We start from the raw sequence: 26,562 nt of genomic DNA on the forward strand, positions 1-26,562 counted from the left end.
GTGACCTGCCAGGGAGTTCGCGTTACAAGGGTCAGCGATTTTGACGCGCTACAGGCGCGTCGTAGGGAAGGTAAGCAAGATGGTACAGGTGAGAGCACACCAGCCGATCAACACCGACGGCAGTATCAATCTCGAGGCATGGCTGGATCATGCCGTCAGTGTCGATCCGGCACTGGACCGTGAAGCCTTGAAAGCCGCCTGCGAGTTCGCTCGCGAGGCCGAACAGCAAGACAATGCGGCCAAGAATCTGTGGGCCGAAGGAACTTCCAGTTTCCGTACCGGGCTTGAAATCGCCGAGATCCTCGCCGACCTCAAGCTGGATCAGGACTCGCTGATCGCCGCGGTGCTCTATCGCGGCGTGCGCGAAGGGCATATTGCGTTGCCCTTGGTCAGCCAGCGTTTCGGCGCGGTGGTGGCCAAGCTGATCGACGGCGTGCTGCGCATGGCTGCGATCAGCGCCAGCCTCAGCCCGCGCCAGTCGATGGTGCTGGGCACCCAGGGCCAGGTGGAAAACCTGCGCAAGATGCTGGTGGCGATGGTCGACGACGTACGCGTGGCGCTGATCAAGCTGGCCGAACGTACCTGCGCGATCCGTGCGGTGAAAACCGCCGATGACGAAAAGCGCAACCGCGTCGCCCGCGAGGTCTTCGATATCTACGCGCCCCTGGCCCACCGCCTGGGGATCGGCCATATCAAGTGGGAGCTGGAGGACCTGTCCTTCCGCTACCTCGAACCCGATCAATACAAACAGATCGCCACCCTGCTGCATGAGCGGCGGCTGGATCGTGAGCGCTTTATCAGCGATGTGATGGGCCAGTTGCGCTCGGAGTTGCAGGCGACCGGCGTCGAAGCCGATATCAGCGGCCGCGCCAAACACATCTATTCGATCTGGCGCAAAATGCAGCGCAAGGGCCTGGCCTTCAGCCAGATCTACGACGTGCGCGCCGTACGCGTGCTGGTGCCGGAAATGCGCGATTGCTACACCGCGCTGGGCATCGTCCACACCCTGTGGCGGCATATTCCCAAGGAGTTCGACGACTACATCGCCAACCCCAAGGAAAACGGCTACCGCTCGCTGCACACGGCGGTGATCGGCCCCGAGGGCAAGGTGCTGGAAGTGCAGATCCGCACCCACGCCATGCACGAAGAAGCCGAGCTGGGGGTTTGCGCGCACTGGCGCTACAAGGGTACCGACGTCAAGGCGGGCTCCAACCAGTACGAAGAGAAAATCTCCTGGCTACGCCAAGTGCTGGAGTGGCACGAAGAACTCGGCGATATCGGCGGCCTGGCCGAACAGTTGCGGGTGGATATCGAGCCAGACCGGGTCTATATCTTCACCCCCGACGGCCACGCCATCGACCTGCCCAAGGGCGCGACACCGCTGGACTTCGCCTACCGGGTGCACACCGAGATCGGCCACAACTGCCGTGGCGCCAAGATCAACGGGCGTATCGTGCCGCTCAACTACAGCCTGCAGACTGGTGAACAGGTCGAGATCATCACCAGCAAGCACGGCACCCCGAGCCGCGACTGGCTGAACCCGAACCTGGGCTACATCACCACGTCGCGGGCGCGGGCGAAGATTGTCCACTGGTTCAAGCTGCAGGCGCGGGACCAGAACGTCGCCGCCGGCAAGACCCTGCTCGAGCGCGAGCTGGGGCGCCTGGGCCTGCCCCAGGTGGATTTCGACAAGTTGGCCGAAAAAGCCAACATGAAGATTGCCGAAGACATGTTCGCCGCCCTCGGCGCCGGCGACCTGCGCCTGGCGCAACTGGTCAACCTGGCCCAGCAGTTGGTGGAGCCGGAGCGCGGCAGCGAACAACTGGAGCTGATTCCCCGCAAGGCCACCGGCTACAAGCCGGGCAAGCGCGGCGATATCCAGATCCAGGGCGTGGGCAACCTGATGACCCAGATGGCCGGCTGCTGCCAGCCGTTGCCGGGCGACGCGATCGTCGGCTACATCACCCAGGGCCGTGGGGTGAGCATTCACCGCCAGGATTGTGCCTCGGTGTTGCAACTGGGCGGGCGCGAGCCGGAGCGGATCATCCAGGTCAGCTGGGGCCCGGTGCCGGTGCTCACCTACCCGGTGGACATCATCATCCGCGCCTACGACCGTTCGGGGTTGCTGCGTGACGTCTCGCAAGTGCTGCTCAACGAGCGGATCAACGTACTGGCGGTCAACACCCGCTCGAACAAGGAGGACAACACCGCGTTGATGTCCCTGACCATCGAGATTCCGGGTCTGGACGCGTTGGGGCGGCTGCTGGGGCGTATCTCCCAACTGCCGAACATCATCGAGACCCGGCGTAACCGCACGCCATGAATCGCTGGATGAGTGCGGCCTGAAATGTGGGAGCGGGCTTGTGTGGGAGCTGGCTTGCCTGCGATACAGGCGCCTCGGTCTACCCGATACCGAGGTGCCTGCATCGCGGGCAAGCCCGGCGCCCACATTTGCTCGGTGGTTTTCCCACTTGATCGGATAGAGAACGATGTATTCACTTGAAGACCTGCTACACCTGATGAACCGTCTGCGCGACCCGCAATACGGTTGCCCGTGGGACATCAGGCAAACCTACGCCAGTATCGTGCCTCACACCCTGGAAGAAGCCTACGAAGTCGCCGACGCCATCGAGCGTGGGGATTTTGATCATCTGCAAGGCGAGCTGGGCGACCTGTTGTTCCAGGTGGTCTATTACAGCCAACTGGCCCGGGAAGAAGGGCGCTTCGAGTTCACCGGCGTGGTCGACAGCATCACCCGCAAGCTGATTCGCCGGCATCCCCATGTGTTCCCCACCGGCGACCTGTATGCGCCGCTGGATATCCCTCAGTTAAGCGAAGAGCAGGTCAAGGCGCGCTGGGAGCAAATCAAGGCCGAGGAGCGCGCAGAAAAATCCGACGCCCCACAGCAACTGTCCCTGCTTGATGATGTACCCCACGCCTTGCCGTCCCTGTCCCGCGCCGCCAAATTGCAAAAGCGCGCGAGCCAGGTCGGCTTCGACTGGCCAGCGGCGCTGCCGGTGGTGGATAACGTGCGTGAAGAGCTCGATGAGGTGCTCGAAGCCATGGCCGACAACGACCCGGCAGCGATTGCCGATGAAGTCGGTGACCTGCTGTTTGCAGCGGTCAACCTGGCCCGGCACCTCAAGGTGGACCCGGAAACCGCCCTGCGCGGTGCCAATGCCAAATTCGAAAGGCGATTCCGATTTATCGAACAGGCATTGCGCGACACCCACCGTCCCATGGAAGATTGCACCCTCGAAGAGTTGGACGCCCTCTGGGGCGAAGCCAAACGCCAGGAAAAGAATGTGTCCAACTGCGGTTGAGCAGTTGCCTAAGTGAGTAAGCACCATGAGCATTTCCCTTCGCGACCAGTTGCTCAAAGCAGGCCTGGTCAATCAGAAGCAGGCCAAGCAGGTCGGCAAAGACAAGCAGAAGCAGCAGCGCCTGGTTCACAAAGGCCAGGCCCAGGCCGATGACACCCAGCAGCGCCTGGCCCTGGAAGCGCAGGCCGAGAAGGTCAAGCGCGACCAGGAGCTCAACCGCCAGCAGCAGGAAAAGGTCGAGGCCAAGGCCCGTGCCGCGCAGGTCAAGCAATTGATCGAGACCTCGCGCCTGCCCAAGTTGACCACCGAGGACTATTACAACTTCGTGGACGACAAGAAGGTCAAGCGCCTGTCGGTCAACACCTTGATGCGCAACAAGCTGAGCAACGGCTCGTTGGCGATTGTCCATCACGGTGGCGGTTACGAAGTGATTCCACGGGAGGCCGCGCTGAAAATCCAGGAGCGCGCACCTGAGCGTATCGTCCAGATGAACATCCTCACCGAGACCCAGGTGCCGGATGAGGATGATCCGTACGCCGCCTATCAGATCCCTGACGACCTGATGTGGTAAGGCGTTAAAAACAACAAACCCCGCTCAAAAGGCGGGGTTTGTGTTTATAGACACTGCGGCTGCGTGGGCCGGGTGGCTATGGGATTTCAGCGCTTCAGGCGCTTGATGCCTGGCGTCTCATTTCGAGGGTTTCGAGCTCGTTTTTATAGTTATGGGCGTCGCACTCGTTGTGAAACATACCGACCAGCAGGTCTTGTTGATGCACATCCCAGATATGAATCCCGTGGGCCAGGGCCTCGTGGGACATATGGGCATCGTCGCGTTCCGTTACTTTTACTGTCATCTGCTTGCTCCAGTCTCTGGTTGATCTGCGGCAAGGCGTCGCAGGCCTTTGTTATATATTTTGTTAGCTTGCTAAGTAAACTGACTTTGCACGCAACAATTCATTGCAGCAAACGCAACAATGCTCCAGGCCACGTAAACCGCGACATTGCGTCGCAGGGCCTGGAGTTTTATGACAAAAGCTTCATGTTCGAGTCAGGCTTTGGCCGGGTGCCAGGCCTTCCACCGCTATCCCAGGCGAGCCAGCTCCCACCTTGGAATGCACCACCTGTGGGAGCTGGCTTGCCTGCGATAACGTCAGTCGCCTCACTCCAAACGCCAGGCGAAAAAAAGCCCCGCATTTAGCGAGGCTCTTTTAAACACTCAACGATCAGCTGCCTTTCACAGCCTTGCCGTTGACCGTGCCGTCCAACAGCATGATGTTGTATTCCTTGCCGTCGGTTTCGACTTGTTGCAGGCGAACCAGCAGGTAATCCCAATCCTTGGCAAACCACATCACAGTAATGCGCTTGCTTTGCGTCGGGTCGCGCACGCGCTCAACCTTGATGGCGTCGATCTTGCCGGCCTTGGTCTCGACTTTCTCGGCACCCAGCACGCGGAAGTCATAGGTGTCGACTTCGCCGTCATCCACCACCTGGTAGCTCATGGTTTTCTTGCCGGCGGCCACGTCATGCTGCAGGGCCAACTGGTAAGTGGATTTGTCGACCATGCCACGGTTCAGCGGGATCTTCACCGCATCACCGCGATCGGTGCCGGTGACCATCTTGGCGGTCCAATCGAAGTCCAGGTCGGCTTTCTTGGCTTTACCCAGCCCACCCCGTTCAAAGTGGTAGGACTGTGGCAGCAAAGTATCCTTGTCCAGGGTCAAGGTGCTGGTTTCGGTCAGGCTGGCGATCATCATCGAGGCCTTGAAGCTGAGCTTCCAGGTACCGTCGGCGTTTTTTTCCAGGCTGCGTTCCGCAGTGCCGCTCATGGGCAACTGCTTCCAGTCGGCGGTATAGCTGGCGGAGAAAGGCTGAAGGTCTGCCGCGTGCACGGCAGGCAGTGCAAACAGAGCAAAAGCGAAGAGCAGGGCGCGACGCATAAAATCTCCTAGGTACGAATCAAGTGGCCGCTGGCCGCAAGTAACTGGCCATCCAACAATGCACCCTGTTCACCGAGAACCAAGCGGCCTTCGGCAAACCAGCGAACCGCCAGCGGGTAAATCCTGTGTTCCTGGGTGTGAACCCGTTGCGCAAGGCTCTGCGCTGAGTCCGCAGACTCTACCGGAACTACTGCCTGTACGACCAGAGGCCCGCCATCGAGTTCCTCGGTGACAAAGTGCACGCTGCAGCCGTGCTCCGTATCGCCGGCCTCAAGGGCCCGTTGGTGAGTGTGTAACCCTTTGTATTTAGGCAGCAGGGAAGGGTGGATATTCAGCAGGCGCCCCTGGTAATGGCGCACGAAATCAGCGCTGAGAATGCGCATGAAACCGGCGAGGACCACGAGCTTGGGGTTGAAGGCGTCGATCAGTTCGATCAAGGCTGCATCGAAGGCCTCGCGACCGTCGAACGCCTTGTGATCCAGGGCGCGGGTGTCGATACCCGCGTCCTGGGCGCGTTGCAGGCCGTAGGCGTCGCTGCGGTTGGAAATCACCGCAGCGATGCGCACCGGGCTGTCGCCGGCGCGCGTGCTGTCGATCAGGGCCTGCAAGTTACTGCCGGTGCCGGAGAGCAGCACCACGACATCACAGGTTGCTGGCATCAGTGAGCCTTGAGGTTCTTCAGTTCAACCTGGGCAGCACCTTCGGCAGCCGTGGCGATCTGGCCGATCACCCATGGCTGCTCGCCGGCTTCACGCAGAACGTTCAGCGCGGTTTCCACGTGCTCTTGAGCCACGCAGATGACCATGCCCACGCCGCAGTTCAGCACGCGGTGCATTTCGGTCTCGTTGACGTTGCCTTTCTCTTGCAGCCAGTCGAAGACCGCCGGGCGCTGCCAGCTGGCCACGTCGACGATGGCCTGGGCGCCTTTTGGCAGTACGCGCGGGATGTTGTCCAGCAGGCCGCCACCGGTGATGTGGGCCATGGCCTTGACCGCGCCGGTGTCCTTGATCAGCTTGAGCAATGGCTTGACGTAGATGCGGGTCGGGGCCATCAGCAGGTCGGTCAGAGGCTTGCCGTCGAGCTGGGTGTTCTCGATGTCGGCGCCGGACACTTCGATGATCTTGCGGATCAGCGAGTAGCCGTTGGAGTGCGGGCCGGACGATGGCAGGGCCAGCAGGGCGTCACCGGCCGCCACCTTGGAGCCGTCGATGATCTCGGCTTTTTCCACGACGCCGACGCAGAAGCCGGCCAGGTCGTAGTCTTCGCCTTCGTACATGCCTGGCATTTCAGCGGTTTCGCCGCCGACCAGGGAGCAACCCGACAGTTCGCAGCCAGCGCCGATACCGGTGACCACTTGTGCAGCGGTCTCCACGTTGAGCTTGCCGGTGGCGTAGTAGTCGAGGAAGAACAACGGCTCGGCGCCGCATACCACCAGGTCGTTGACGCACATGGCCACCAGGTCGATGCCGATGGTGTCGTGCTTGTTCAGGTTCAGGGCCAGGCGCAGCTTGGTGCCCACGCCGTCGGTGCCGGAGACCAGCACTGGCTGCTTGTAGCCGGCCGGGATCTCGCAGAGGGCGCCGAAACCGCCCAGGCCGCCCATGACTTCGGGGCGCGCAGTGCGCTTGGCGACGCTCTTGATGCGTTCGACCAATGCTTCACCGGCGTCGATGTCTACACCGGCGTCCTTGTAGCTCAGGGAGGGTTGCTTGCTCATGATCCAGGCCTTTAGGGGGGATTCAGGGGTAACGACCGATGCGGTGGGCACAGAAGCTGAACACTTCAGGACGCCCAGCCGTTGACGGTCTGCGAAGGCGCGCGATTTTATCAGGCTTGAGGGGCAGCGGCCATCCTCGGGCCGACGGGCAGGGGCATATGGTGCTAAAAAAACCTTAATAGGCGCCGCGATCGCCTGTATTAAGGTATAGCCTTTAACCCGCTATCGTTATGACAGTACGAAAACTTACCGGGGCCTTGTGAATGTTTTGCCGGTCGCTGTGGTCACAGCCTTGCTTAACCTTCTTCACGCGGCCTGTTCCAGCCGCTTTTTTGTCGTTCGGGAATCTTTTTTCATGGGTCTGAGTAGATACTTTTTTGTTGGCTGTTTGTCGTTGGTCAGCCTGGCCAGTCATGCCGAAACCGTTAATGGTCTTTATCAAGTGCTGGAGCCGGTCAGCAGCCAGGCGCCGGAGGAGCGTGAACAAGCTACCCAGCGCGCCCTGCAGACCCTGGTAGCCCGCCTCACCGGCGACGCCAAGGCCGCCCAGGGCCCTGGCCTGGCGGCGATCCGCAAGGATCCGCAACAGATCATCAGCCAGTACGGTTACGACGCCGGCCCGCCGGAAAGCCTGCAAGTGGATTTCGATCCGGTCAGCACCGACCGCGCCCTGCGCGATGCCGGCCTGGCGTTGTGGGGCAACAATCGGCCGTCGATCCTCGGCTGGTGGCTGAGCGATTCCACTGAAGGCAGCAGCCTGGTCGGTGATGGCCAGTCGGCTGCCGAGCCGCTGCGCCGTGCGGCGCAGCATCGCGGCCTGCCTTTGCGCCTGCCGCTGGGCGATCTCGATGAGCAGATCGTCGCCACCGCACCCACTCTTGAAAGTGCCGATCCGGCCCCTCTGCGTGCGGCCTCCGAACGTTATGGCGCCGACGCCTTGCTGGCGGTGCATGCCCGTGAAGACGCGGGCCAATGGCAAGCCAAGTGGCGCCTGTGGCTGGGTGATAAAGCCGAGCAGGGCACGGTGCAGGGCGCCGATCCCGCGGCGTTGGCCGATGCCGTGCTGCTGGCAGTCAGCGAGCGCCTGGCGCCCCGTTTTGCGGTAAAGACCGGGGTGTCCAGCGAGCAGTTGCTGCAAGTGCAGGGCATGACCCTGGAGCGCTACGCCGCCCTCGGTCATCTGCTGGAGCCGTTTGGTGCGCAGTTGCAGCGGGTGGAGGGTGACCGGATCGTCTATCGCGTCAACGGCAGCAGCGAGCAGTTGCGCAGCCAATTGAGCCTGGCCAAGTTGCAGGAAGTGCCGGCTGGTGAGGCGCTCGCGCCACAACCTGTGCCGTCGCCCGTGGCCGAAGGCGCGCAGCCGGTGCCGGTGCCGCAAGCCGAGCCTGAGCCGCAACTGCGTTTCCGTTGGTAAATGTTCTTCCTTATATAGAAGCAAATAACAGATGGAGTGGTTTATGGCGGATACGCGTCGTTGGGTGTGGCTTGGCGGGATTGTCCTGCTGTGCGTCTTGGTGTTCTTGCTGCATTCGATCCTGACGCCGTTCCTGGTCGCGTTGCTGCTGGCCTATCTGTTCGATCCGGTGGTGGATCGCCTGGAAAAGGCCGGGCTGTCGCGCACCTGGGGCGTGGTGGCGGTGTTTGCGCTGTTTACCCTGATCGTCATGGCGCTGTTGCTGGTGCTGGTGCCGATGCTGGCCAAGCAACTGTTGCGCCTGTACGAACTGGCGCCGCAAATGCTCGATTGGCTGCAGCACACGGCCATGCCCTGGGTGCAGTCCAAACTCGGCCTGGCCGATGGCTTCTGGAAGTTCGACAAGGTCAAGGCCGCGATCAGCGAGCATATGGGCCAGACCACCGATATCGTCGGGGTGATCCTCAGTCAGGCCACGGCATCCAGCCTGGCATTGATTGGCTGGCTGACCAACCTGGTATTGATCCCGGTGGTGGCGTTCTACCTGCTGCGTGACTGGGACATCATGATGGCCAAGATCCGCAGCCTGCTGCCCCGTGATCGCGAGGAGCGCATCGTGTCCCTGGCCGGGGAGTGCCATGAGGTGCTGGGCGCCTTTGTCCGTGGGCAATTGCTGGTGATGGTGGCGCTGGGGATTATCTACGCTGGCGGGCTAATGGCGATCGGCCTGGAACTGGGCCTGTTGATCGGCATGATTGCCGGCCTCGCGGCGATTGTGCCGTACATGGGCTTTGTCATCGGGATTGGTGCGGCGCTGGTGGCTGGCCTGTTCCAGTTTGGCGGCGACTTGTACCCGATGCTGGGGATTGTCGCGGTGTTCATGGTCGGCCAGGCTCTGGAAGGCATGGTGCTGACGCCGCTGCTGGTGGGCGACCGCATCGGCCTGCATCCGGTGGCGGTGATCTTTGCGATCCTGGCGGGCGGCGAGTTGTTCGGCTTTACCGGCATCCTCCTGGCGCTGCCGGTAGCGGCGGTGATCATGGTGCTGGTGCGCCATGTGCACGATGTGTACAAGGATTCGGACGTCTATACGGGCGCCGATGACCCTCAGTTGTAAGACTGATCACAAACCCGGCTCAAGGCCGGGTTTGTTGTCTGCGCGGCTTGGCATTTAGCCATCGCGCCAAACAATCTCCAAAAAATCCAATCAGTTAACGCAAACCTTTGATTTTGCTTATGGTCTGTTGCATTGTGCGCCCGGCGTCACGGGTATAAACTTTGCAAACTTTTCACAGAGGCCACTAACGGTTCGATTGGAACCGTTCAGTCAGCATGAAACCGATTCAGCTGCCCCTAGGTGTGCGTCTGCGTGACGACGCTACCTTCATCAATTACTACCCAGGCGCCAATGCCGCTGCACTCGGCTATGTCGAGCGGCTCTGCGAAGCCGACGCCGGGTGGACGGAAAGCCTGATCTACCTCTGGGGCAAGGACGGCGTGGGGCGTACCCACCTGTTGCAGGCCGCCTGCCTGCGCTTTGAGCAGATGGGGGAGCCGGCGGTGTATTTGCCGTTGGCCGAGCTGCTGGACCGTGGCATCGGCATCCTCGATAACCTCGAGCAATACGAACTGGTGTGCCTGGATGACCTGCAAGCCGTTGCCGGCCGGGCGGACTGGGAAGAAGCGCTGTTCCATCTGTTCAACCGCCTGCGCGACAGCGGCCGGCGTCTGTTGATTGCCGCCTCTACCTCGCCACGGGAATTGCCGGTCAAGCTGGCAGACCTCAAGTCGCGGCTGACCCTGGCGCTGATCTTCCAGATGCGCCCACTGTCCGACGAAGACAAGCTGCGTGCCCTGCAACTGCGCGCTTCGCGTCGTGGCCTGCACCTGACCGATGAAGTCGGGCATTTCATCCTCACCCGTGGCACCCGCAGCATGAGCGCGCTGTTCGACTTGCTCGAACAACTCGACCAGGCCTCCTTGCAGGCCCAGCGCAAGCTCACCATTCCCTTCCTCAAAGAAACCCTCGGCTGGTAGCCAGCCCTTTAAAACCGGGGTTCTTGGCAAATTACAGGCGTCAGAAAACCTGCGTTTGGGCCGCTCTGGCCACGCAAAAGGGTCTAAATGGGGTTTAAGGGCTTAGATGACATAGGTCAAACAAGAAGTCACATAGATCACGATTGAATTTGCAAATCGATGTCATAGAAGGCATAGTCTCGGCTTCTTTACATATCAGCCACGGTCGTGCCCATGCTAAATCGCTTCGCACCCCTCGTGCCTCTCGCACTCGTTACCCTGTTGTTTGGTTGCGCCACCCACCCCCAGCAGGTGGTCGAGCAGCAAAAGCCACAACAACAGCATCAAGCCAAATTCGTCGCAGCACAGTCTTCTTCTGTTTATGAAGAAGAGGTGGCGACCGAAAAAGAACTGGCCCAGTTTGCCGACAGCAAGCCTTATCAGCTGCCACTGCTGGCCGACAGTATCCTCGAACGCGGCATGTCGCTGATCGGTACCCGTTACCGTTTCGGTGGTACCTCTGAAGCCGGTTTCGACTGCAGTGGCTTTATCGGCTACCTGTTTCGTGAAGAAGCCGGCATGAACCTGCCGCGCTCCACCCGCGAAATGATCAACGTGGATGCACCGTTGGTCGCACGAAACAACCTCAAGCCCGGCGATCTGCTTTTCTTCAGTACCAACGGCCGTGGTCGCGTCAGCCACGCCGGTATCTACCTGGGCGATGACCAGTTCATCCACTCCAGCAGCCGCCGTAGCGGTGGGGTGCGGGTCGATAAGCTGGGTGACAGCTACTGGAGCAAAACCTTCATCGAAGCCAAGCGCGCTTTGGCGATGGCCCCGACTACCGTTACCGCTCGCAAGTAAAGTTAAAGTGATACTTGAAGTTTGACGCGTAAGCGCTAGAATCCTGAGATATTGTTGCGAACCAGACCGCGCAAGCTTGCTTGCGCGGTCTAGTTTTCAGCGTTCGGCAGCGAAAGCCGCATCCAGATCAGGATTGTTCTGCCCATGTCGACCTCGGCCCGCCTAATTCTTGTTGTTTGCGCCGCACTGCTCAGTGCCTGCGCCAGCCGTCCTCCACCTGCGCCTGTGGCCGTCAAGCCCAAGCCGGTATTCAACTATTCCACCCAGAACTTTTCGCCAGTGGCCGAAGATGTGCTGTTTCGCGCCCTGGGCCTGGTGGGCACGCCTTACCGCTGGGGCGGCAACACCCCGGATTCGGGGTTTGATTGCAGTGGTTTGATTGGTTTTGTCTACCGCGACGCCGCGGGCATCTCGCTGCCGCGCACCACTCGCGAGCTGATTGTGATGCGGGCCCAGGACGTGCGCGAAGACGCGCTGCAGACCGGCGACCTGCTGTTCTTCGCCACGGGCGGCGGCTCGCAGGTCAGCCATGCCGGTATCTACGTGGGTGAAGGGCGTTTCGTGCATGCGCCGCAAACCGGCGGTACGGTGAAGCTTGATACCTTGTCCAAGGCCTACTGGCAGAATGCCTATTTGAGCGCCAAGCGCGTGTTGCCGGCGGGGCAATTGGCGCGTAATCCCTAAGTCAAATATAAAACCCAATGTGGGAGCGGGCTTGCCCGCGATGGCGGTGTGTCAGTGGATAGATTCCTGACTGATCCACAGCCATCGCGGGCAAGCCCGCTCCCACAGTTGTTTTGGGGTGTTTACAAATCATTTATTTGGCTGAAGACACCCGCCACACCTTATTCCCCACATCGTCCGCCACCAGCAACCCGCCTTGCTGGTCGATCACCACGCCCACCGGCCGGCCCATGGCTTTCTCATCACTGTTGAGAAAGCCGGTCAGCACATCCACCGGCGCGCCGTTGGGCTTGCCCCCCGCAAATGGCACAAAGATCACCTTGTACCCACTGTGCGGCTTGCGATTCCACGAGCCGTGCTGGCCGATAAAAGCGCCATGGGCAAATTGCGCCGGTAGGGTGTTGCCCTCGGCAAAGGTCAGGCCCAGCGACGCGGTGTGGGGGCCGACGGCATAGTCCGGCGCAATGGCCTTGGCCACCAGGTCCGGGTCCTGCGGCGTGACCCGTACATCCACGTGTTGGCCGTAGTAGCTGAACGGCCAGCCGTAAAAGCCGCCATCCTTGACCGAGGTGATGTAGTCCGGCACCAGGTCGCTGCCGATTTCATCGCGCTCGTTGACTGCCGTCCACAGCTTGCCGCTTTGCGGCTCCCAGGCCATGCCATTGGGGTTGCGCAGCCCGGAGGCAAAAATCCGCTGCTTGCCGCTGGCCCGGTCGACTTCCCAGATCGCCGCACGCCCCTGTTCGGCTTCCAGGCCGTTTTCACCGACGTTGCTGTTGGAACCCACGCTCACATACAACGTGCTGCCGTCCTTGCTGGCCACCACGTTTTTCGTCCAGTGGTGGTTGAGCGGGCCGCCCGGCAGGTCGATGACCTTGGTGCCCTGGGCCTTGATCGCGGTTTCTCCCGGTTGATAGGGGAAGCGCAGCAGCTTGTCCGAGTCGGCCACATACAGGTCGTTGCCCACCAGGGTCATGCCAAACGGCGAGTTGAGGTTTTCCAGGAACACCGTGCGGGTCTCCGCCACGCCATCATGGTTGGCATCGCGTAGCAGGGTGATACGGTTCGGGCTGGGTACGCCGGCACCGGCACGGCCCATGACCTTTTCCATGACCCAGCCGCGAATGCCCTTGGAGTCATCCGGCTTGGGCGGCGCATTGGTCTCGGCCACCAGCACGTCGCCATTGGGCAATACATACAGCCAGCGCGGGTGATCCAGGCCTTCGGCGAAGGCGCCAACCTGGGTGCCGGCGGCGGCCTTGGGCTTGGCCCCGGCGGGCCAGCCAATCGCCGGAGCGATGTTGACGGTGGGGATCAGGGTTTTATTCGGTTCCGGCAGCTTGGGCGACGGCCCGGTGCCATCGGATACCTGCAAGGTTGAGCTTTCGCCACAGGCAGCGAGTGCGCCTGCGGCCATGATCAGTAGGGCGAGTCGGGTCTTGTGCATGTTTTTCTCCTCAATGCCTGTAGTCATAGAGGTATGGCGCGCGGCGATGGTTCAAGTACGTGGCCGGCTTTAATTGACGCTGTACCCCCAACCCACTAACCTTCGCCGCTTGTTTCAGGTGCTCTGTGGCGTACGCGCCGACCGAGTGAAACAGGGAAGCCGGTGAGTGCGCGCACTTTTCTACAGTGTGGCCACGATCCCGGCGCTGCCCCCGCAACGGTAAATGAGTCAAGACGCTGCTTTTGCCACTGTATCGCCTGCGATATGGGAAGGCGCATCGTCGGCTTGCCCTGGTCAATCGGGCGCCACTCATGAGCCCGGAGACCGGCCTGATTCATCCAACAGCATCACGGTGGGCGATGCTTGGCTTCATTTAAGTTGTCTTTTCCTGCCCGCCGTTTTTGTCCAGCCCCAACGGAGAGCTGCCATGACTGATACCCCTGATCGTGACGAACGCCACCTGGCGCGCATGCTGCGCAAAAAAGCGGTGATTGACGAGCGCATTGCCAATTCACCGAATGAATGCGGTTTGCTGCTGGTGTTGACCGGCAACGGCAAAGGCAAGAGCAGCTCGGCGTTTGGCATGCTCGCCCGGGCCATGGGGCACGGTATGCAATGCGGTGTGGTGCAGTTCATCAAGGGCCGTAACAGCACCGGTGAAGAGCTGTTCTTCCGCCGCTTCCCCGAGCAGGTGCGCTTCCATGTGATGGGCGAGGGCTTTACCTGGGAGACCCAGGACCGCCAGCGCGATCTCGCTGCCGCCGAAGCGGCCTGGAAGGTTTCCCGGGAAATGTTGCAGGATCCATCCATCGGCCTGGTGGTGCTGGATGAGCTGAACATCGCGCTCAAGCACGGCTATCTGGACCTGGACCAAGTGTTGAGCGACCTGCAAGCCCGGCCACCGATGCAGCACGTGCTGGTCACCGGCCGCGGGGCCAAACCGGAACTGATTGAAATGGCCGATACCGTCACCGAAATGGGCATGCTCAAGCACGCGTTCCAGGCGGGTATCAAGGCACAGAAAGGCATCGAACTTTGAACCAGCCGCGCCATTGCCCAGCAGTGCTGATCGCCGCGCCGGCGTCAGGCCAGGGCAAGACCACTGTCACCGCCGCGCTGGCCCGTTTGCATCGCAACCTGGGGCGCAAGGTCCGGGTGTTCAAGTGCGGCCCGGACTTTCTCGACCCGATGATCCATGAGCGCGCCAGTGGTGCGCCGGTCTATCAATTGGACATGTGGATGGTCGGCGAGCAGGAAAGTCGTCGCCTGTTGTGGGAAGCTGCGGGGGAGGCGGACCTGATCCTGATCGAGGGCGTGATGGGCCTGTTCGACGGCACACCGTCCAGCGCCGACCTGGCGCGCCACTTTGGCGTGCCGGTGCTGGCAGTGATCGACGGCACCGCCATGGCCCAAACCTTTGGCGCCCTGGCGCTGGGGTTGGCGCGTTACCAGGCGGACCTGCCGTTCGCCGGGGTCCTGGCCAACCGCGTCGGCACCGTGCGCCATGCGCAGTTGCTGGAAGGCAGCCTGACCGAAGGCCTGCGCTGGTACGGCGCGCTGTCCCGGGAAACCGGGATCGAGCTGCCCAGCCGCCACCTGGGCCTGGTGCAGGCCAGCGAGTTGAATGACCTCGACCTGCGCCTGGATGCCGCCGCCGCCGCCCTGGCCAGCAGTTGCGAGGTAGCGCTGCCACCGCCGGTGGAATTCGCTGCGCCCGAGGTGATCGAGGCCCAGCCGTTGCTGGCCGGGGTGCGGATTGCCGTGGCCCGTGACGAAGCCTTTGCCTTCACCTATGGCGCCAGCCTCGACTTACTGCGGGCGATGGGCGCGCAGTTGCACTTCTTCTCGCCGATCCATGACCGCGTGCTGCCCGACGCCGACAGCCTCTATCTGCCCGGTGGCTACCCGGAATTGCATCATCAGGCGCTGTCGCAAAACACCGCGATGCTGCAGGCGATCCGCGCCCACCACAGCGCCGGCAAACCATTGCTGGCCGAATGCGGCGGCATGCTCTACCTGCTCGACTCCCTGACCGATGTCGAGGGCACGCGTGCCGAACTGCTGGGGCTGCTGCAAGGCGATGCGGTCATGCAGAAACGCCTGGCGGCCCTGGCCCTGCAAACGGTCGAATTGCCGGAAGGCGAATTGCGCGGCCACACCTACCATCATTCCCTGACCAGCACGCCGTGGCAGCCGATTGCCCGTGGCCTGAGCCCCAATGGCGGGCGCGGCGCCGAGGCGGTGTATCGCCAGGGGCGGATGACGGCCTCCTATGTGCACTTTTATTTCCCGTCGAACCCGGTTGCAGTGGCCGCGCTGTTTGCACCGGATCGAGACGCCGCCAACGCAGGCGATTGTATTGCAACGGTAGGCACGGGCTTGCCCGCGATAGTGTCATGACCGACAACGCCTTCCCCCAGGCCGAGCGCGACGCCATCTACCGCGCCATTGCCGAACGCCGCGACATGCGCCACTTCAGTGGCGGCACCGTCGCCCCCGAGTTGTTGCACCGCCTGCTGCACGCCGCGCACCAGGCGCCCAGCGTCGGCTTGATGCAGCCCTGGCGCTTTATCCGCATCAGCGACCGCAACCTGCGCGGGCAGATCCAGCAGTTGGTGGAAGCCGAACGCATCCGCACCGCGCAAGCCCTGGGCGAGCGCTCGGACGACTTTATGAGGCTCAAGGTCGAAGGCATCCACGACTGCGCCGAGGTGCTGGTGGCGGCATTGATGGATGACCGTGAACGGCATATTTTCGGGCGTCGGACCTTGCCGGAAATGGACCTGGCCTCACTGTCCTGTGCGATCCAGAATCTATGGCTGGCGTCCCGCGCCGAAGGCCTGGGCATGGGCTGGGTGTCACTGTTCGAACCCCGGGACCTGGCCGACCTGCTGGGCCTGCCACCCGGTGCCAAGCCCCTGGCCGTGCTGTGCCTGGGCCCGGTGACGGAGTTCTACCCGGCACCGATGTTGCAACTCGAAGGCTGGACCGAACCGCGTCCGCTGAGTGACATGCTGTATGAGAATTATTGGGGAGTGAGTCAATGAGTGTGGCCTTGCTGAGTGTCGCTGCAGTGGCGCTGGATGCGCTGCTGGGCGAGCCCAGGCGCTGGCATCCGCTGGTGGCGTTCGGCAATTTTGCCGGGCGCATCGAGCAACGTTTCAACTCCGCGGGGCGTGGCTGGCGCAGCCATGGCGTGAGCGCGTGGTTTATTACGGTGATACCGCTGACCTTGCTGGCCACGGCCTTGTCCTGGGCGCCTTACTTCGGCTGGGTGATCGAGATCCTCGCGTTGTACCTGGCCCTGGGCATGCGCAGCCTGGGTGAGCACGTGTTGCCGGTGGCCCAGGCCCTGCGCAGCGGCGACCTGGACGAAGCACGCACGCGCGTGAGTTACCTGGTCAGCCGCCAGACCAGTGAGCTGGACAGCACCGAAGTGGCCCGCGCAGCCACCGAGTCGGTGCTGGAAAACGGCAGTGACGCGGTGTTTGCCGCGCTGTTCTGGTTTGTCGTGGCCGGCGTGCCCGGCGTGGTGCTGTACCGCCTGAGCAATACCCTGGATGCCATGTGGGGCTATCACAATGAACGTTTTGAACGTTTTGGCTGGGCGGCGGCGAAGATTGATGACCTGCTGAATTACATTCCTGCGCGGCTGGTCGCGTTGACCTACGCCGTGCTCGGCAAGACGCGCCTGGCGCTCACATGCTGGCGTCGCCAGGGGCCGACCTGGGACAGCCCGAATGCCGGGCCGGTGATGGCTGCGGGCGCTGGTGCCCTGGGCGTCGAGTTGGGCGGGGCAGCGATTTATCACGGTGAGTTGCACCAGCGTCCGATCCTCGGCGAAGGGCCGCCGGCCGATGCCGATTCCATCGAGCGTGGCTGGCAGTTGGTGCAGCGCGGCGTGTGGCTGTGGGTGTTGATCCTGTGTGCGGGGGCGCATTTCTATGCTTGAACACGGTGGACGGCTGCGCAAGGCGGCGCTGCAGTACGGCATTGCCCAGGAAGACTGGCTGGACCTGTCCAGTGGCCTCGCGCCCTGGCCCTGGCCCATCCCGCCTATCCCGCTGCGGGCCTGGGCCCGCTTGCCAGAGACCGATGATGGCCTTGAACAAGCAGCCTGTGATTACTACGGCGCGGCCCAGGTATTACCGGTGCCGGGCTCCCAGGCGGCCATCCAGTTGCTGCCGCGCCTGCGCCGGGCGGGCAAGGTCGGCGTGTTGTCGCCGTGCTATGCCGAGCATGCCGAAGCCTGGCGCCGCGCCGGTTACATCGTGCGCGAGGTGCTGGAGCAGGAAGTCGACTTCTTCCTCGACAGCCTCGACGTGTTGGTGGTGGTCAATCCCAACAACCCCACCGGCCTGAGCCTCACGCCCCAGCGCCTGCTGGATTGGCATGCGCGCCTGGCCGAGCGCGGTGGCTGGCTGGTGGTGGATGAGGCCTTTATGGACAACACCCCGCACTTGAGCCTGGCGAGCCAGGCCAATCAAGTCGGGCTGATTGTGTTGCGCTCGTTCGGCAAGTTTTTCGGCCTGGCCGGGGTGCGCCTGGGTTTTGTGCTGGCCGAACGCAAACTGCTCAAGCTGCTGGCCGAACAGGTCGGGCCTTGGGCTGTAAGCGGGCCGACCCGGGAGTTGGGCCAGGTCTGCCTGCGCGACAGCGCCGGCCATACCTACCAGCGCCAGCGCTGTGAAGACGCCAGCCAGCGCCTGTTCCGCCTGCTGGAGCAGTATGGCCTGCGCCCGCAAGGTGGCTGCGCGCTGTTCCAGTGGCTGATCACCGATCACGCCGAGCAGTTGCATGAATTCATGGCCCAGCGCGGCATCCTGCTGCGCCTGTTTGTCCACGACAGCAGCCTGCGTTTTGGCCTGCCCGGGACTGATGCCGATTGGCTGCGCCTTGAACAGGCCCTGACTGCCTGGAAGCAAACCTCATGACCACCCTGATGGTGCAAGGCACCACCTCCGACGCGGGCAAAAGCACCCTGGTGACCGCACTGTGCCGTTGGGTCGTGCGCCAGGGCGTGCCGGTGGTGCCCTTCAAGCCGCAGAACATGGCGCTCAACAGCGCGGTGACGGCAGAAGGTGGCGAGATCGGCCGCGCCCAGGCTGTGCAGGCCCAGGCTGCCAACCTGGCGCCGCACACCGATATGAACCCGGTGCTGCTCAAGCCCAATAGCGACACCGGCTCCCAGGTCATCATCCATGGCCGCGCCGTGACCAGCATGAATGCCGTGGCCTATCACGACTACAAGGCCATCGCCATGCAGGCGGTGCTGGCCTCCCACGCGCGTTTGAGTGCGGCCTACCCGGTGGTGATGGTCGAAGGCGCAGGCTCGCCAGCCGAGATCAACCTGCGGGCCAATGACATTGCCAATATGGGCTTCGCCGAAGCGGTGGATTGCCCGGTGTTACTGATTGCCGATATCAATCGCGGCGGGGTATTCGCCCATCTGGTGGGCACCCTGGAGCTGTTGTCGCCGTCGGAACAGGCGCGGGTCAAGGGCTTTATCATCAACCGCTTTCGCGGCGATATCGCCCTGCTGCAACCGGGCCTCGATTGGCTTGAGGCGCGCACCGGCAAGCCGGTGGTGGGGGTGCTGCCGTATGTGATGGATCTGCACCTGGAAGCCGAGGATGGCATCGACCAGCGCCAGATCGACAAGGCGGCGCAGGTGCTCAAGGTGGTGGTGCCGGTGCTGCCACGCATCAGCAACCACACCGACTTTGACCCGCTGCGCCTGCATCCCCAGGTGGATTTGCAGTTTGTCGGGCCGGGCCAGGCAATCCCCGCCGCCGACCTGATCATCCTGCCCGGCTCGAAAAGCGTGCGCAGCGACCTGGCCTATCTGCGCGCCAATGGCTGGGACACGGCCATTGCCCGGCACTTGCGTTACGGCGGCAAGGTGCTGGGCATCTGCGGTGGCCTGCAGATGCTGGGCGAGCAGGTCCACGACCCACTGGGCCTGGAAGGGCCTGAGGGCTCCAGTGATGGCCTGGGCCTCCTGGCGTTCAGCACCACCCTGGAAGCCGAGAAACAATTGCGCAATGTGCGCGGCCGGCTGGTGCTGGAAGAGGCGCCGGTCAGCGGGTATGAGATCCATGCAGGCGTGACCCGAGGTGCCGCCCTGGCGCAGCCAGCGGTACGCCTGGATGACGGCCGCAGTGACGGTGCCTGCAGCGATGACGGGCAAATCCTCGGCACGTATCTGCATGGCCTGTTCGAAACCCCGGCGGCCTGCAGCGCCGTGTTGCGCTGGGCCGGTTTGCAGGACGTGCAGGAAGTGGATTACCACGGCTTGCGCGAGCGCGATATCGAGCGCTTGGCAGACCTGGTGGAGCAGCATCTGGATACCCGATTGCTGCGCCAGTTATGTGGGATTTGAGGGCTTGACCATGTTGCAACTGATCCTCGGCGGCGCCCGCTCCGGTAAAAGCCGCCTGGCGGAAAAACTCGCCAGCGACAGCGCCTTGCCCGTCACCTATATCGCCACCAGCCAACCCCTGGACGGTGAAATGAACGCGCGCGTCGCCCTGCATCGCCAGCGCCGTCCCAGCCAGTGGGGGTTGATCGAGGAACCGCTGGAACTGGCGCGGGTACTGCGTGAAAACGCGGCCCCTGGGCATTGCCTGCTGGTCGATTGCCTGACCCTGTGGCTCACCAACCTGTTGCTGCTGGACGACCCACAGCGCCTGGGCGTCGAGCGTGACTCCCTGCTGGACTGCCTGGCGTCACTGCCGGGCGAAATCATTTTTGTCAGCAACGAGACCGGTCTGGGTGTCGTACCGCTGGGCGAATTGACTCGCCGCTATGTGGATGAAGCCGGATGGCTGCATCAAGCCTTGGCCGAGCGGTGTCAGCGTGTAGTGCTGACCGTTGCCGGCCTGCCCCTGACTTTGAAAGGTACTGCGTTATGAGCCCATCCTGGTGGCTGGACCCGTGCAAGGCGCTGGACGCTGCGGCTTATGAACAAGCCCTGGCCCGCCAGCAACAACTGACCAAGCCCGCCGGGTCCCTGGGGCAACTGGAAGCGTTGGCGGTGCAACTGGCCGGTTTGCAGGGCCGGGTCAAACCGACGGTCGAGCAGGTGTGGATCGCCATCTTTGCCGGCGATCACGGAGTGGTCGCGGAAGGGGTCTCGGCCTATCCCCAGGAAGTCACCGGGCAGATGCTGCATAACTTTGTCAGCGGTGGCGCGGCGATCAGTGTGCTGGCCCGCCAACTGGATGCACAGCTGGAAGTGGTGGATCTGGGTACCGTGACGCCGTCGCTCGACCTGCCGGGCGTGCGCCACCTGAATATCGCCCCGGGCACGGCCAATTTTGTGCTGGGCGCGGCCATGACCGAGGCCCAGGGCCAGTTGGCCCTGGCGGCGGGGCGTGACAGCGTGCAGCGCGCGATCAACGCCGGTGCGCAGCTGTTTATTGGCGGTGAGATGGGCATCGGCAACACCACTGCCGCCAGTGCGCTGGCCTGTGCCTTGCTCGATTGCCAGGTCAGCGACCTGACCGGTCCCGGCACCGGCCTGAATGCCCAGGGCGTGAGCCATAAAGTGGCGGTGATCGAGCGGGCCCTGGCATTGCATGCCGGGCAGCGGGGCGACCCGTTGCAGACCTTGTTCAATCTCGGTGGCCTGGAGATCGCCGGGTTGGTGGGGGCCTATCTGGCCTGCGCCCAGGCGGGGGTGGTGGTGCTGGTCGACGGGTTTATCTGCAGCGTCGCGGCGCTGGTCGCCACGCGCCTCAACCCGTCGTGCCGGCCCTGGCTGTTGTTCGGCCATCGGGGCGCCGAGCCGGGCCATCGCCATGTGTTGCAAAGCCTTGAAGCCCAGCCGCTGCTGGAACTGGGCCTGCGCTTGGGCGAGGGCAGCGGCGCGGCGCTGGCGGTGCCGCTGTTGCGTCTGGCCTGTGCGTTACACGGGCAGATGGCGACATTCGCAGAAGCGGCCGTGGCGGACCGCCCGGCATGACCTTGCACCTGGACCTGCTACGCCATGGTGAGACCGAACTGGGCGGCGGTTTGCGCGGCAGCCTGGATGATGCCCTGACCGCCAAGGGCTGGGCGCAGATGCGCGAGGCGGTGCTGGCGCGCGGGCCGTGGGATCGCCTGGTCAGCTCGCCGCTGCAGCGCTGCGCGCGTTTTGCTGAGGAGTTGGGCGCACGCCTGAACCTGCCGGTGAGCCTGGAACAGGATCTGCAGGAACTGCACTTCGGCGCCTGGGAAGGGCAGAGCGCGGTGCAATTGATGGAAACCGATGCCGAAGCATTGGGGCTTTTCTGGGCTGATCCGTATAGCTTTACGCCGCCGGATGGCGAGCCTGTCGAGGCGTTTTCCCAGCGTGTACGCGCTGCTGTCCTACGTCTGCATCAGCTGTATGCCGGCCAACGGGTGCTGCTGATCAGTCATGGTGGCGTCATGCGTTTACTGCTGGCCCAGGCCCGCGGCTTGCCCCGTGAGCAGTTGCTGAATGTCGAGGTGGGCCACGGCGGCCTGTTCAGCCTGCGGGTCGAGGCCGACGGTGTGTTGAGCGAGGGCGCCTGAATGTTGCCATTCTGGATTGCCTTGCAGTTTCTCAGCAGCCTGCCGATTCGCCTACCGGGCATGCCGCAACCCCAGGAACTGGGGCGCTCGCTGCTGTTTTATCCGCTGGTAGGGCTGTTGTTCGGGTTGCTACTGTGGGGCTTGAACACGCTGTTGATGGGCACGCCCTTGCTGTTGCACGGGGCCCTGCTGCTGACGGCGTGGGTGTTGCTCAGTGGCGGCCTGCACCTGGATGGCCTGGCGGACAGCGCCGACGCCTGGCTGGGTGGCTTTGGCGACCGCGAACGCACCCTGAGCATCATGAAGGATCCGCGCAGCGGCCCGATTGCTGTCGTGACCCTGGGCTTGGTGCTGCTGCTTAAATTCACCGCGCTGGTGGCGCTGATCGAGCAACACAATGGCGCCGCCTTGATCCTCGCCCCACTGATCGGTCGCAGCTCGTTGCTGGCACTGTTTCTCACCACCCGCTATGTGCGTGCCGGGGGCCTGGGCCAGGCGCTGGCTGACCATTTGCCACGGATTGTCGGGCAGCAGGTGCTGATCCTCAGTGGCCTGGCGTGTGTGTTGATCGGCGGTTTCAGCGGCGGGATTGCGGTGTTGCTGGCGGCCATCTGCTTTGTGGGCTTGCGGCAGCTGATGATCAATCGGCTGGGCGGCACCACCGGTGACACGGCCGGCGCCTTGCTGGAACTGCTCGAAGTGGCGGTGTTGATCGGCCTGGCTCTGTAACACTTTCTTGCATTTCCTTAATCGCGGGTATATACACGTTCCATGCTTGCCTCCCAATGTTTATGCACCAACCTGCGTCGTGCCGCCCGTGGCGTCAGCAGGCATTACGACGGCGCCCTCGATGGCTTCGGAATCAACGTCGCCCAGTATTCTTTGCTGTGTAACCTGCAGCGTCTGAATCAACCGAGTATTTCCAGCCTGGCCGATGCCATGGGCCTGGACCGCAGCACCCTGGGGCGTAACCTGCGGGTGCTGGAGGGCGAAGGCCTGGTGCGGTTGGTCGAAGGCGATGACCTGCGCAACCGCCTGGTGGTGCTCACGGAGCAAGGCAAACAGCGCCTGGCGGCCGCATTGCCGGCCTGGGAAGCGGCGCAACAGAAACTGATCGATAAATTGGGCGTGCAAAAACGCGAAACCCTGTTGGCCTTGCTGGATGAACTCGCTTAAACGCGGGCTTGTTCGAATACAAGCGGGTATATACCCGTAGCGGAGAATAATAATGACCTCGATGTGGCGTACCAGTGGCTGGATTCTTGTCGGGAGTGCGCTGATCCTGGCTCTTTCCCTGGGCGTGCGGCATGGCTTTGGTTTGTTTCTGGCGCCCATGAGCGCCGAGTTCGGCTGGGGTCGTGAAACCTTTGCCTTTGCCATCGCCTTGCAAAACCTGATCTGGGGCCTGGCGCAGCCGTTTACCGGAGCCCTGGCCGACCGCTTTGGCGCGGCCAAAGTGGTGATGATCGGTGGCGTGCTGTATGCCTTGGGCCTGGTGTTCATGGGCTTGTCCGATTCGGCGTGGTCGCTGTCCTTGAGTGCCGGCTTGTTGATCGGTATCGGCCTGTCCGGCACCTCATTCTCGGTGATCCTCGGCGTGGTCGGACGTGCCGTGGCCCCGGAAAAGCGCAGCATGGCCATGGGTATTGCCAGCGCCGCCGGTTCCTTTGGCCAGTTCGCCATGTTGCCGGGCACCCTCGGCCTGATTGGTTGGCTGGGCTGGTCCGCCGCCTTGTTGGTGCTGGGTCTGCTGGTGGCGCTGATCGTGCCGCTGGTGACGATGATCAAGGACCGCCCGCTGCCGGTCATGGCTGGTCAGCAAACCCTGCGCGAGGCTTTGCATGAAGCCTGTTCCCATTCCGGTTTCTGGTTGTTGGCCTTTGGTTTTTTTGTCTGCGGATTCCAAGTGGTGTTTATCGGCGTGCACTTGCCGGCCTACCTGGTGGATCAGCACCTGCCGGCGACCGTCGGCACCACGGTGTTGGCGCTGATCGGCCTGTTCAATATCTTCGGCACCTACACGGCGGGCTGGCTCGGCGGGCGGATGTCCAAACCGCGTTTGCTCACCGCGCTGTACCTGCTGCGGGCGGTGGTGATCGTGTTGTTCCTGTGGGCGCCGGTGACGCAAATGAGTGCCTACCTGTTCGGCATGGCCATGGGCTTTTTATGGCTGTCGACCGTGCCGCTGACCAACGGTACGGTGGCGACCTTATTTGGTGTGAGAAACCTGTCGATGCTGGGTGGGATCGTGTTCCTGTTCCATCAGTTGGGCTCGTTCCTCGGCGGCTGGCTGGGGGGCGTGGTCTATGATCGAACCGGTAACTACGATTTGATCTGGCAGGTGGCGATCGTCTTGAGCCTGGTCGCGGCCGCCCTTAATTGGCCCGTGCGTGAGCGGCCTGTGGCCAGGTTGCAAGCGCAGATGGGGGTAGCATGAACTCGATCGGGTACTGGGTTGGCGCAGCCGGCCTGCTGACGCTATTGCTGCTGGCCTGGTGGGGCTGGCAGCGCAGCGGGCTGGCGTTGATGCAACTGGGTATGTCGATCTGTTAAGTTGTTTGCCTGACTTTGTCCAAGGACACCCGACATGTTAATGCGTTGGCTTGCAGTACCCGCCCTGATGATGGGCCTTGGTGGTGTCGCCATGGCCGCCGATTGCCCAACGTTGCTTGAGGGCCAGTTGCCCAAATTGCGCGCCAAGGAGTCCATCGACCTGTGCCAGCGCTTTGCCGGCAAGCCCCTGGTGATCGTCAATACCGCCAGTTTTTGTGGGTTCGCCCCGCAGTTCAAGGGACTGGAGGCGTTGTATCAGCGCTACAAAGGTGACGGCCTGGAAGTGATTGGTGTGCCCTCCGATGACTTCAAGCAAGAAGCCAAGACAGGCGAGGAAACGGCCAAGGTCTGCTATGTGAACTACGGCGTGACGTTCACCATGACCGAGCCACAGAAGGTCAGGGGCTCCGATGCGGCGCACCTGTTCAAGGTCCTGGCCGAGCAGAGCAACGCGCCGAAATGGAATTTCTACAAGTATGTGGTGGATCGCCAGGGCAAGGTGATCGCCAGCTTCTCCAGCCTGACCAAACCGGACAGCCCGGATCTGATCGAGGCCGTGGAGCAGGCATTGGCTTCCAAACCCTGATTATCGGCCACTAAAAAGCCCCGCCTCCTTTGCAGGAGAGCGGGGCTTTTTTATGCAGCGTTGGATCAGAACTTGTACGTCATGCCCAGGCCGAAACCGTTGGCGCTGTTTTCATACTTGGCATTGTAAGTCTGGCCCAGCTTGTTGTGGCTGTTGACCTTGATGTCTTCTTCCTGCAGGTACGAGTAGGCCAGGTCGATGGTCATGTTATCCATGACCGCGTAGCCCAGGCCAACACTGAAGATGGTCCGGTCGCCGGTAGGGATACGTGGCGAACGATTAGTGTTGTTGGTAGGCGACTGGTCGAAGGTCAGGCCAGTGCGCAGGACCACTTGCTTGGTCAGCTGGTACGAGGTACCGACTGCGTAAGCCCAGGTGTCGTGCCAGTTCTGGTCTTCCTTGATGGTGCCCACCAGCTGTGGCCCTGCACCGCCGCCGTTGCCCGTAGTTACACCTTCGTTGTTGACGGTGATGTCTTTCAGGCGGCTCCAGCGTGTCCACGTCGCGCCGGCATACAGCTTCCAGGCATCGTTCATGTCCTGGGTCACCGACAGGTCCCAGGATTCAGGGGTGTCGATCTTCAGCGAAGCGTCGTAGCGGTTGCCGCGCAGCAGCTGCGGTGGAACGCCAGCGCCCGGGGACACTTCGGTGTGGCCTTCGAGTTTGTACTTCACTTTCGAGTGGTAGGTCAGGCCCACACGGGTGGTGTCGGTGGCTTGTACCAGCACGCCAACGTTAAAGCCCAGGGCGGTATCGTCACCCTTGATCTTGATGTTGTTGACGGCGTTAGGTGCTTGCGGCAACGAAACATCCGACTCCAGCGTACCGGCGATGCGGTTGAAGGTCGGACCAAAACCTACGGACACGCGGTCGTTGAAGGCATAGCTGACAGTTGGCTGGAAGGTAATGACCTTCACTTCGCTCTTGCTGCCAAAGCCACGGCCCTGGAAGCCACGTTCGTAGTCAGTGACGAGGCCGAACGGCGCATAGACGCCGAAACCGACTGCCCATTGATCATTGAGTTTGTTGGTGTAGAAACCGAACGGTACGGCAGTGAAAGGCACCATATCGCCTTTGTTGCTACCGGAAGTGTTGGTGTTGCCGCTGACCTGGCTGATATTGGTCGTGGCATCAATCGCCGCAACACCGCCCGTGACTTGCTGGCCTTCAAGGCGAGCCATACCGGCAGGGTTGCCAAAAACAGTGCTTGCATCATCGGCAGAAGAAGAACGGCCCGCGAACCCGGTACCCATCCCGCTGACGCTTTGTTCGTTGAGGGCAAAGCCGCTTGCGAACAGTTGGGAAGAGGCCATGGCAACGGCGAGGCTAAGTGTGGTCTTGAGCATTACTTTTTTCATTATTAGAACTCCGGGGTGATCACCGCTGCGGAAAGTATCAATAAAATTAACTTAGCGCTATAGGCTGTAATGCTGGAGATAGAGCGGTTTTGTAGGACAATCCGACCAAAATTGCCGCTTTTTGC

General features: G+C 62.3%; 27 protein-coding genes and 1 riboswitch. Of the genes, 21 read left to right on the forward strand and 6 right to left on the reverse strand.

From position 1 onward, the window contains the following. Window positions 1-79: 79 nt before the first annotated feature. The 3 genes from relA (at window position 80) to PSFL_RS25220 (ending at window position 3,894) form a co-directional block, all read left to right on the forward strand. The gene (gene relA / locus PSFL_RS25210) at window positions 80-2,323 is read left to right on the forward strand and encodes a GTP diphosphokinase (protein WP_038446847.1); all 2,244 of its coding nucleotides are present in this window, start codon (window positions 80-82) and stop codon (window positions 2,321-2,323) included. 166 nt (window positions 2,324-2,489) lie between these two features. Next, window positions 2,490-3,323, forward strand: a complete 834-nt coding sequence (gene mazG / locus PSFL_RS25215) for a nucleoside triphosphate pyrophosphohydrolase (RefSeq protein WP_273865211.1) — start codon at window positions 2,490-2,492, stop codon at window positions 3,321-3,323. A 25-nt stretch (window positions 3,324-3,348) separates the two neighbouring features. Further along, a complete protein-coding gene (locus PSFL_RS25220) occupies window positions 3,349-3,894 on the forward strand; it encodes a DUF2058 domain-containing protein (RefSeq protein WP_057958846.1) in 546 nt (181 codons plus the stop codon). A gap of 94 nt (window positions 3,895-3,988) precedes the next feature. Here the strand turns inward: PSFL_RS25220 and PSFL_RS25225 are convergent, their stop codons facing one another. The 4 genes from PSFL_RS25225 to purM all read right to left on the reverse strand — a co-directional run bounded on the left by PSFL_RS25225 (window position 3,989) and on the right by purM (window position 6,977). After that, a complete protein-coding gene (locus tag PSFL_RS25225; protein WP_057438755.1) occupies window positions 3,989-4,177 on the reverse strand; it encodes a hypothetical protein in 189 nt (62 codons plus the stop codon). Between the two features lie 369 nt (window positions 4,178-4,546). Continuing rightward, the gene (locus PSFL_RS25230; RefSeq protein ID WP_057444555.1) at window positions 4,547-5,260 is read right to left on the reverse strand and encodes a DUF3108 domain-containing protein; all 714 of its coding nucleotides are present in this window, start codon (window positions 5,258-5,260) and stop codon (window positions 4,547-4,549) included. An 8-nt stretch (window positions 5,261-5,268) separates the two neighbouring features. Further along, the gene (gene purN / locus PSFL_RS25235; protein WP_057438756.1) at window positions 5,269-5,919 is read right to left on the reverse strand and encodes a phosphoribosylglycinamide formyltransferase; all 651 of its coding nucleotides are present in this window, start codon (window positions 5,917-5,919) and stop codon (window positions 5,269-5,271) included. After that, window positions 5,919-6,977: a phosphoribosylformylglycinamidine cyclo-ligase gene (gene purM / locus PSFL_RS25240; RefSeq protein ID WP_032857036.1), complete on the reverse strand. Its 1,059-nt coding sequence runs from the start codon at window positions 6,975-6,977 to the stop codon at window positions 5,919-5,921. The genes purN and purM overlap by 1 nt, the downstream gene beginning before the upstream one ends. A gap of 355 nt (window positions 6,978-7,332) precedes the next feature. Between purM and PSFL_RS25245 the strand changes: the two genes are divergently transcribed. The 5 genes from PSFL_RS25245 (at window position 7,333) to PSFL_RS25265 (ending at window position 11,955) form a co-directional block, all read left to right on the forward strand. Beyond that, the gene (locus PSFL_RS25245; RefSeq protein ID WP_170060560.1) at window positions 7,333-8,391 is read left to right on the forward strand and encodes a DUF2066 domain-containing protein; all 1,059 of its coding nucleotides are present in this window, start codon (window positions 7,333-7,335) and stop codon (window positions 8,389-8,391) included. A gap of 43 nt (window positions 8,392-8,434) precedes the next feature. Then, entirely contained in the window at window positions 8,435-9,508 is a 1,074-nt protein-coding gene (locus PSFL_RS25250) for an AI-2E family transporter (RefSeq protein WP_115127636.1), read from the forward strand. Window positions 9,509-9,723: 215 nt separating this feature from the next. Then, window positions 9,724-10,428, forward strand: coding sequence for a DnaA regulatory inactivator Hda (hda, locus tag PSFL_RS25255; protein ID WP_032857040.1), 705 nt, complete (start codon window positions 9,724-9,726; stop codon window positions 10,426-10,428). A gap of 213 nt (window positions 10,429-10,641) precedes the next feature. Then, window positions 10,642-11,271 carry a C40 family peptidase gene (locus PSFL_RS25260; protein ID WP_057438759.1) on the forward strand — a complete coding sequence of 210 codons (630 nt, stop codon included), beginning with the start codon at window positions 10,642-10,644 and terminating at the stop codon, window positions 11,269-11,271. A gap of 144 nt (window positions 11,272-11,415) precedes the next feature. Continuing rightward, a complete protein-coding gene (locus PSFL_RS25265; RefSeq protein WP_057444557.1) occupies window positions 11,416-11,955 on the forward strand; it encodes a C40 family peptidase in 540 nt (179 codons plus the stop codon). A gap of 133 nt (window positions 11,956-12,088) precedes the next feature. On the opposite strand, the gene PSFL_RS25270 is transcribed toward PSFL_RS25265, so the two are convergent. Beyond that, on the reverse strand, window positions 12,089-13,402 hold the full coding sequence (locus tag PSFL_RS25270; protein ID WP_170060561.1) for a sorbosone dehydrogenase family protein: 1,314 nt from the start codon (window positions 13,400-13,402) through the stop codon (window positions 12,089-12,091). Window positions 13,403-13,501: 99 nt separating this feature from the next. After that, a riboswitch (cobalamin riboswitch) is annotated at window positions 13,502-13,750 on the forward strand. Between the two features lie 79 nt (window positions 13,751-13,829). On the opposite strand from PSFL_RS25270, the gene cobO reads away from it, so the two are divergent. From cobO to PSFL_RS25335, 13 genes are all read left to right on the forward strand, one after another. Next, window positions 13,830-14,441 (forward strand): cob(I)yrinic acid a,c-diamide adenosyltransferase, encoded by a 612-nt coding sequence (gene cobO / locus PSFL_RS25275; RefSeq protein WP_170060562.1) that lies wholly within the window; start codon window positions 13,830-13,832, stop codon window positions 14,439-14,441. Beyond that, window positions 14,438-15,802: a cobyrinate a,c-diamide synthase gene (locus PSFL_RS25280; RefSeq protein ID WP_170060563.1), complete on the forward strand. Its 1,365-nt coding sequence runs from the start codon at window positions 14,438-14,440 to the stop codon at window positions 15,800-15,802. Before cobO ends, PSFL_RS25280 begins: the two co-directional genes overlap by 4 nt. Continuing rightward, entirely contained in the window at window positions 15,799-16,449 is a 651-nt protein-coding gene (bluB, locus tag PSFL_RS25285; RefSeq protein WP_057438763.1) for a 5,6-dimethylbenzimidazole synthase, read from the forward strand. The genes PSFL_RS25280 and bluB overlap by 4 nt, the downstream gene beginning before the upstream one ends. Then, window positions 16,446-17,354 carry an adenosylcobinamide-phosphate synthase CbiB gene (gene cbiB, locus PSFL_RS25290; RefSeq protein WP_170060564.1) on the forward strand — a complete coding sequence of 303 codons (909 nt, stop codon included), beginning with the start codon at window positions 16,446-16,448 and terminating at the stop codon, window positions 17,352-17,354. The genes bluB and cbiB overlap by 4 nt, the downstream gene beginning before the upstream one ends. Further along, window positions 17,347-18,336 (forward strand): threonine-phosphate decarboxylase CobD, encoded by a 990-nt coding sequence (gene cobD, locus PSFL_RS25295; protein ID WP_170060565.1) that lies wholly within the window; start codon window positions 17,347-17,349, stop codon window positions 18,334-18,336. Before cbiB ends, cobD begins: the two co-directional genes overlap by 8 nt. Then, a complete protein-coding gene (locus PSFL_RS25300) occupies window positions 18,333-19,784 on the forward strand; it encodes a cobyric acid synthase (RefSeq protein WP_169960377.1) in 1,452 nt (483 codons plus the stop codon). The genes cobD and PSFL_RS25300 overlap by 4 nt, the downstream gene beginning before the upstream one ends. Before the next feature lie 10 nt (window positions 19,785-19,794). Next, window positions 19,795-20,316 (forward strand): bifunctional adenosylcobinamide kinase/adenosylcobinamide-phosphate guanylyltransferase, encoded by a 522-nt coding sequence (gene cobU, locus PSFL_RS25305; protein WP_170060566.1) that lies wholly within the window; start codon window positions 19,795-19,797, stop codon window positions 20,314-20,316. Beyond that, window positions 20,313-21,368: a nicotinate-nucleotide--dimethylbenzimidazole phosphoribosyltransferase gene (gene cobT, locus PSFL_RS25310; RefSeq protein ID WP_397470618.1), complete on the forward strand. Its 1,056-nt coding sequence runs from the start codon at window positions 20,313-20,315 to the stop codon at window positions 21,366-21,368. Before cobU ends, cobT begins: the two co-directional genes overlap by 4 nt. Continuing rightward, the gene (gene cobC, locus PSFL_RS25315) at window positions 21,365-21,940 is read left to right on the forward strand and encodes an alpha-ribazole phosphatase family protein (RefSeq protein ID WP_397470619.1); all 576 of its coding nucleotides are present in this window, start codon (window positions 21,365-21,367) and stop codon (window positions 21,938-21,940) included. Before cobT ends, cobC begins: the two co-directional genes overlap by 4 nt. Beyond that, on the forward strand, window positions 21,941-22,669 hold the full coding sequence (locus tag PSFL_RS25320; RefSeq protein ID WP_170045704.1) for an adenosylcobinamide-GDP ribazoletransferase: 729 nt from the start codon (window positions 21,941-21,943) through the stop codon (window positions 22,667-22,669). A gap of 42 nt (window positions 22,670-22,711) precedes the next feature. Continuing rightward, window positions 22,712-23,116 (forward strand): MarR family winged helix-turn-helix transcriptional regulator, encoded by a 405-nt coding sequence (locus PSFL_RS25325; protein ID WP_057438770.1) that lies wholly within the window; start codon window positions 22,712-22,714, stop codon window positions 23,114-23,116. Window positions 23,117-23,177: 61 nt separating this feature from the next. Further along, window positions 23,178-24,377, forward strand: a complete 1,200-nt coding sequence (locus PSFL_RS25330) for an MFS transporter (protein ID WP_162947787.1) — start codon at window positions 23,178-23,180, stop codon at window positions 24,375-24,377. 150 nt (window positions 24,378-24,527) lie between these two features. Next, entirely contained in the window at window positions 24,528-25,079 is a 552-nt protein-coding gene (locus tag PSFL_RS25335; protein ID WP_397470620.1) for a glutathione peroxidase, read from the forward strand. Between the two features lie 65 nt (window positions 25,080-25,144). Here the strand turns inward: PSFL_RS25335 and PSFL_RS25340 are convergent, their stop codons facing one another. Further along, window positions 25,145-26,437: an OmpP1/FadL family transporter gene (locus PSFL_RS25340; RefSeq protein WP_057438773.1), complete on the reverse strand. Its 1,293-nt coding sequence runs from the start codon at window positions 26,435-26,437 to the stop codon at window positions 25,145-25,147. Window positions 26,438-26,562 lie beyond the last annotated feature (125 nt).

The organism is Pseudomonas sp. DD1 (genome assembly GCF_044510355.1).
Lineage (GTDB): Bacteria > Pseudomonadota > Gammaproteobacteria > Pseudomonadales > Pseudomonadaceae > Aquipseudomonas > Aquipseudomonas shahriarae.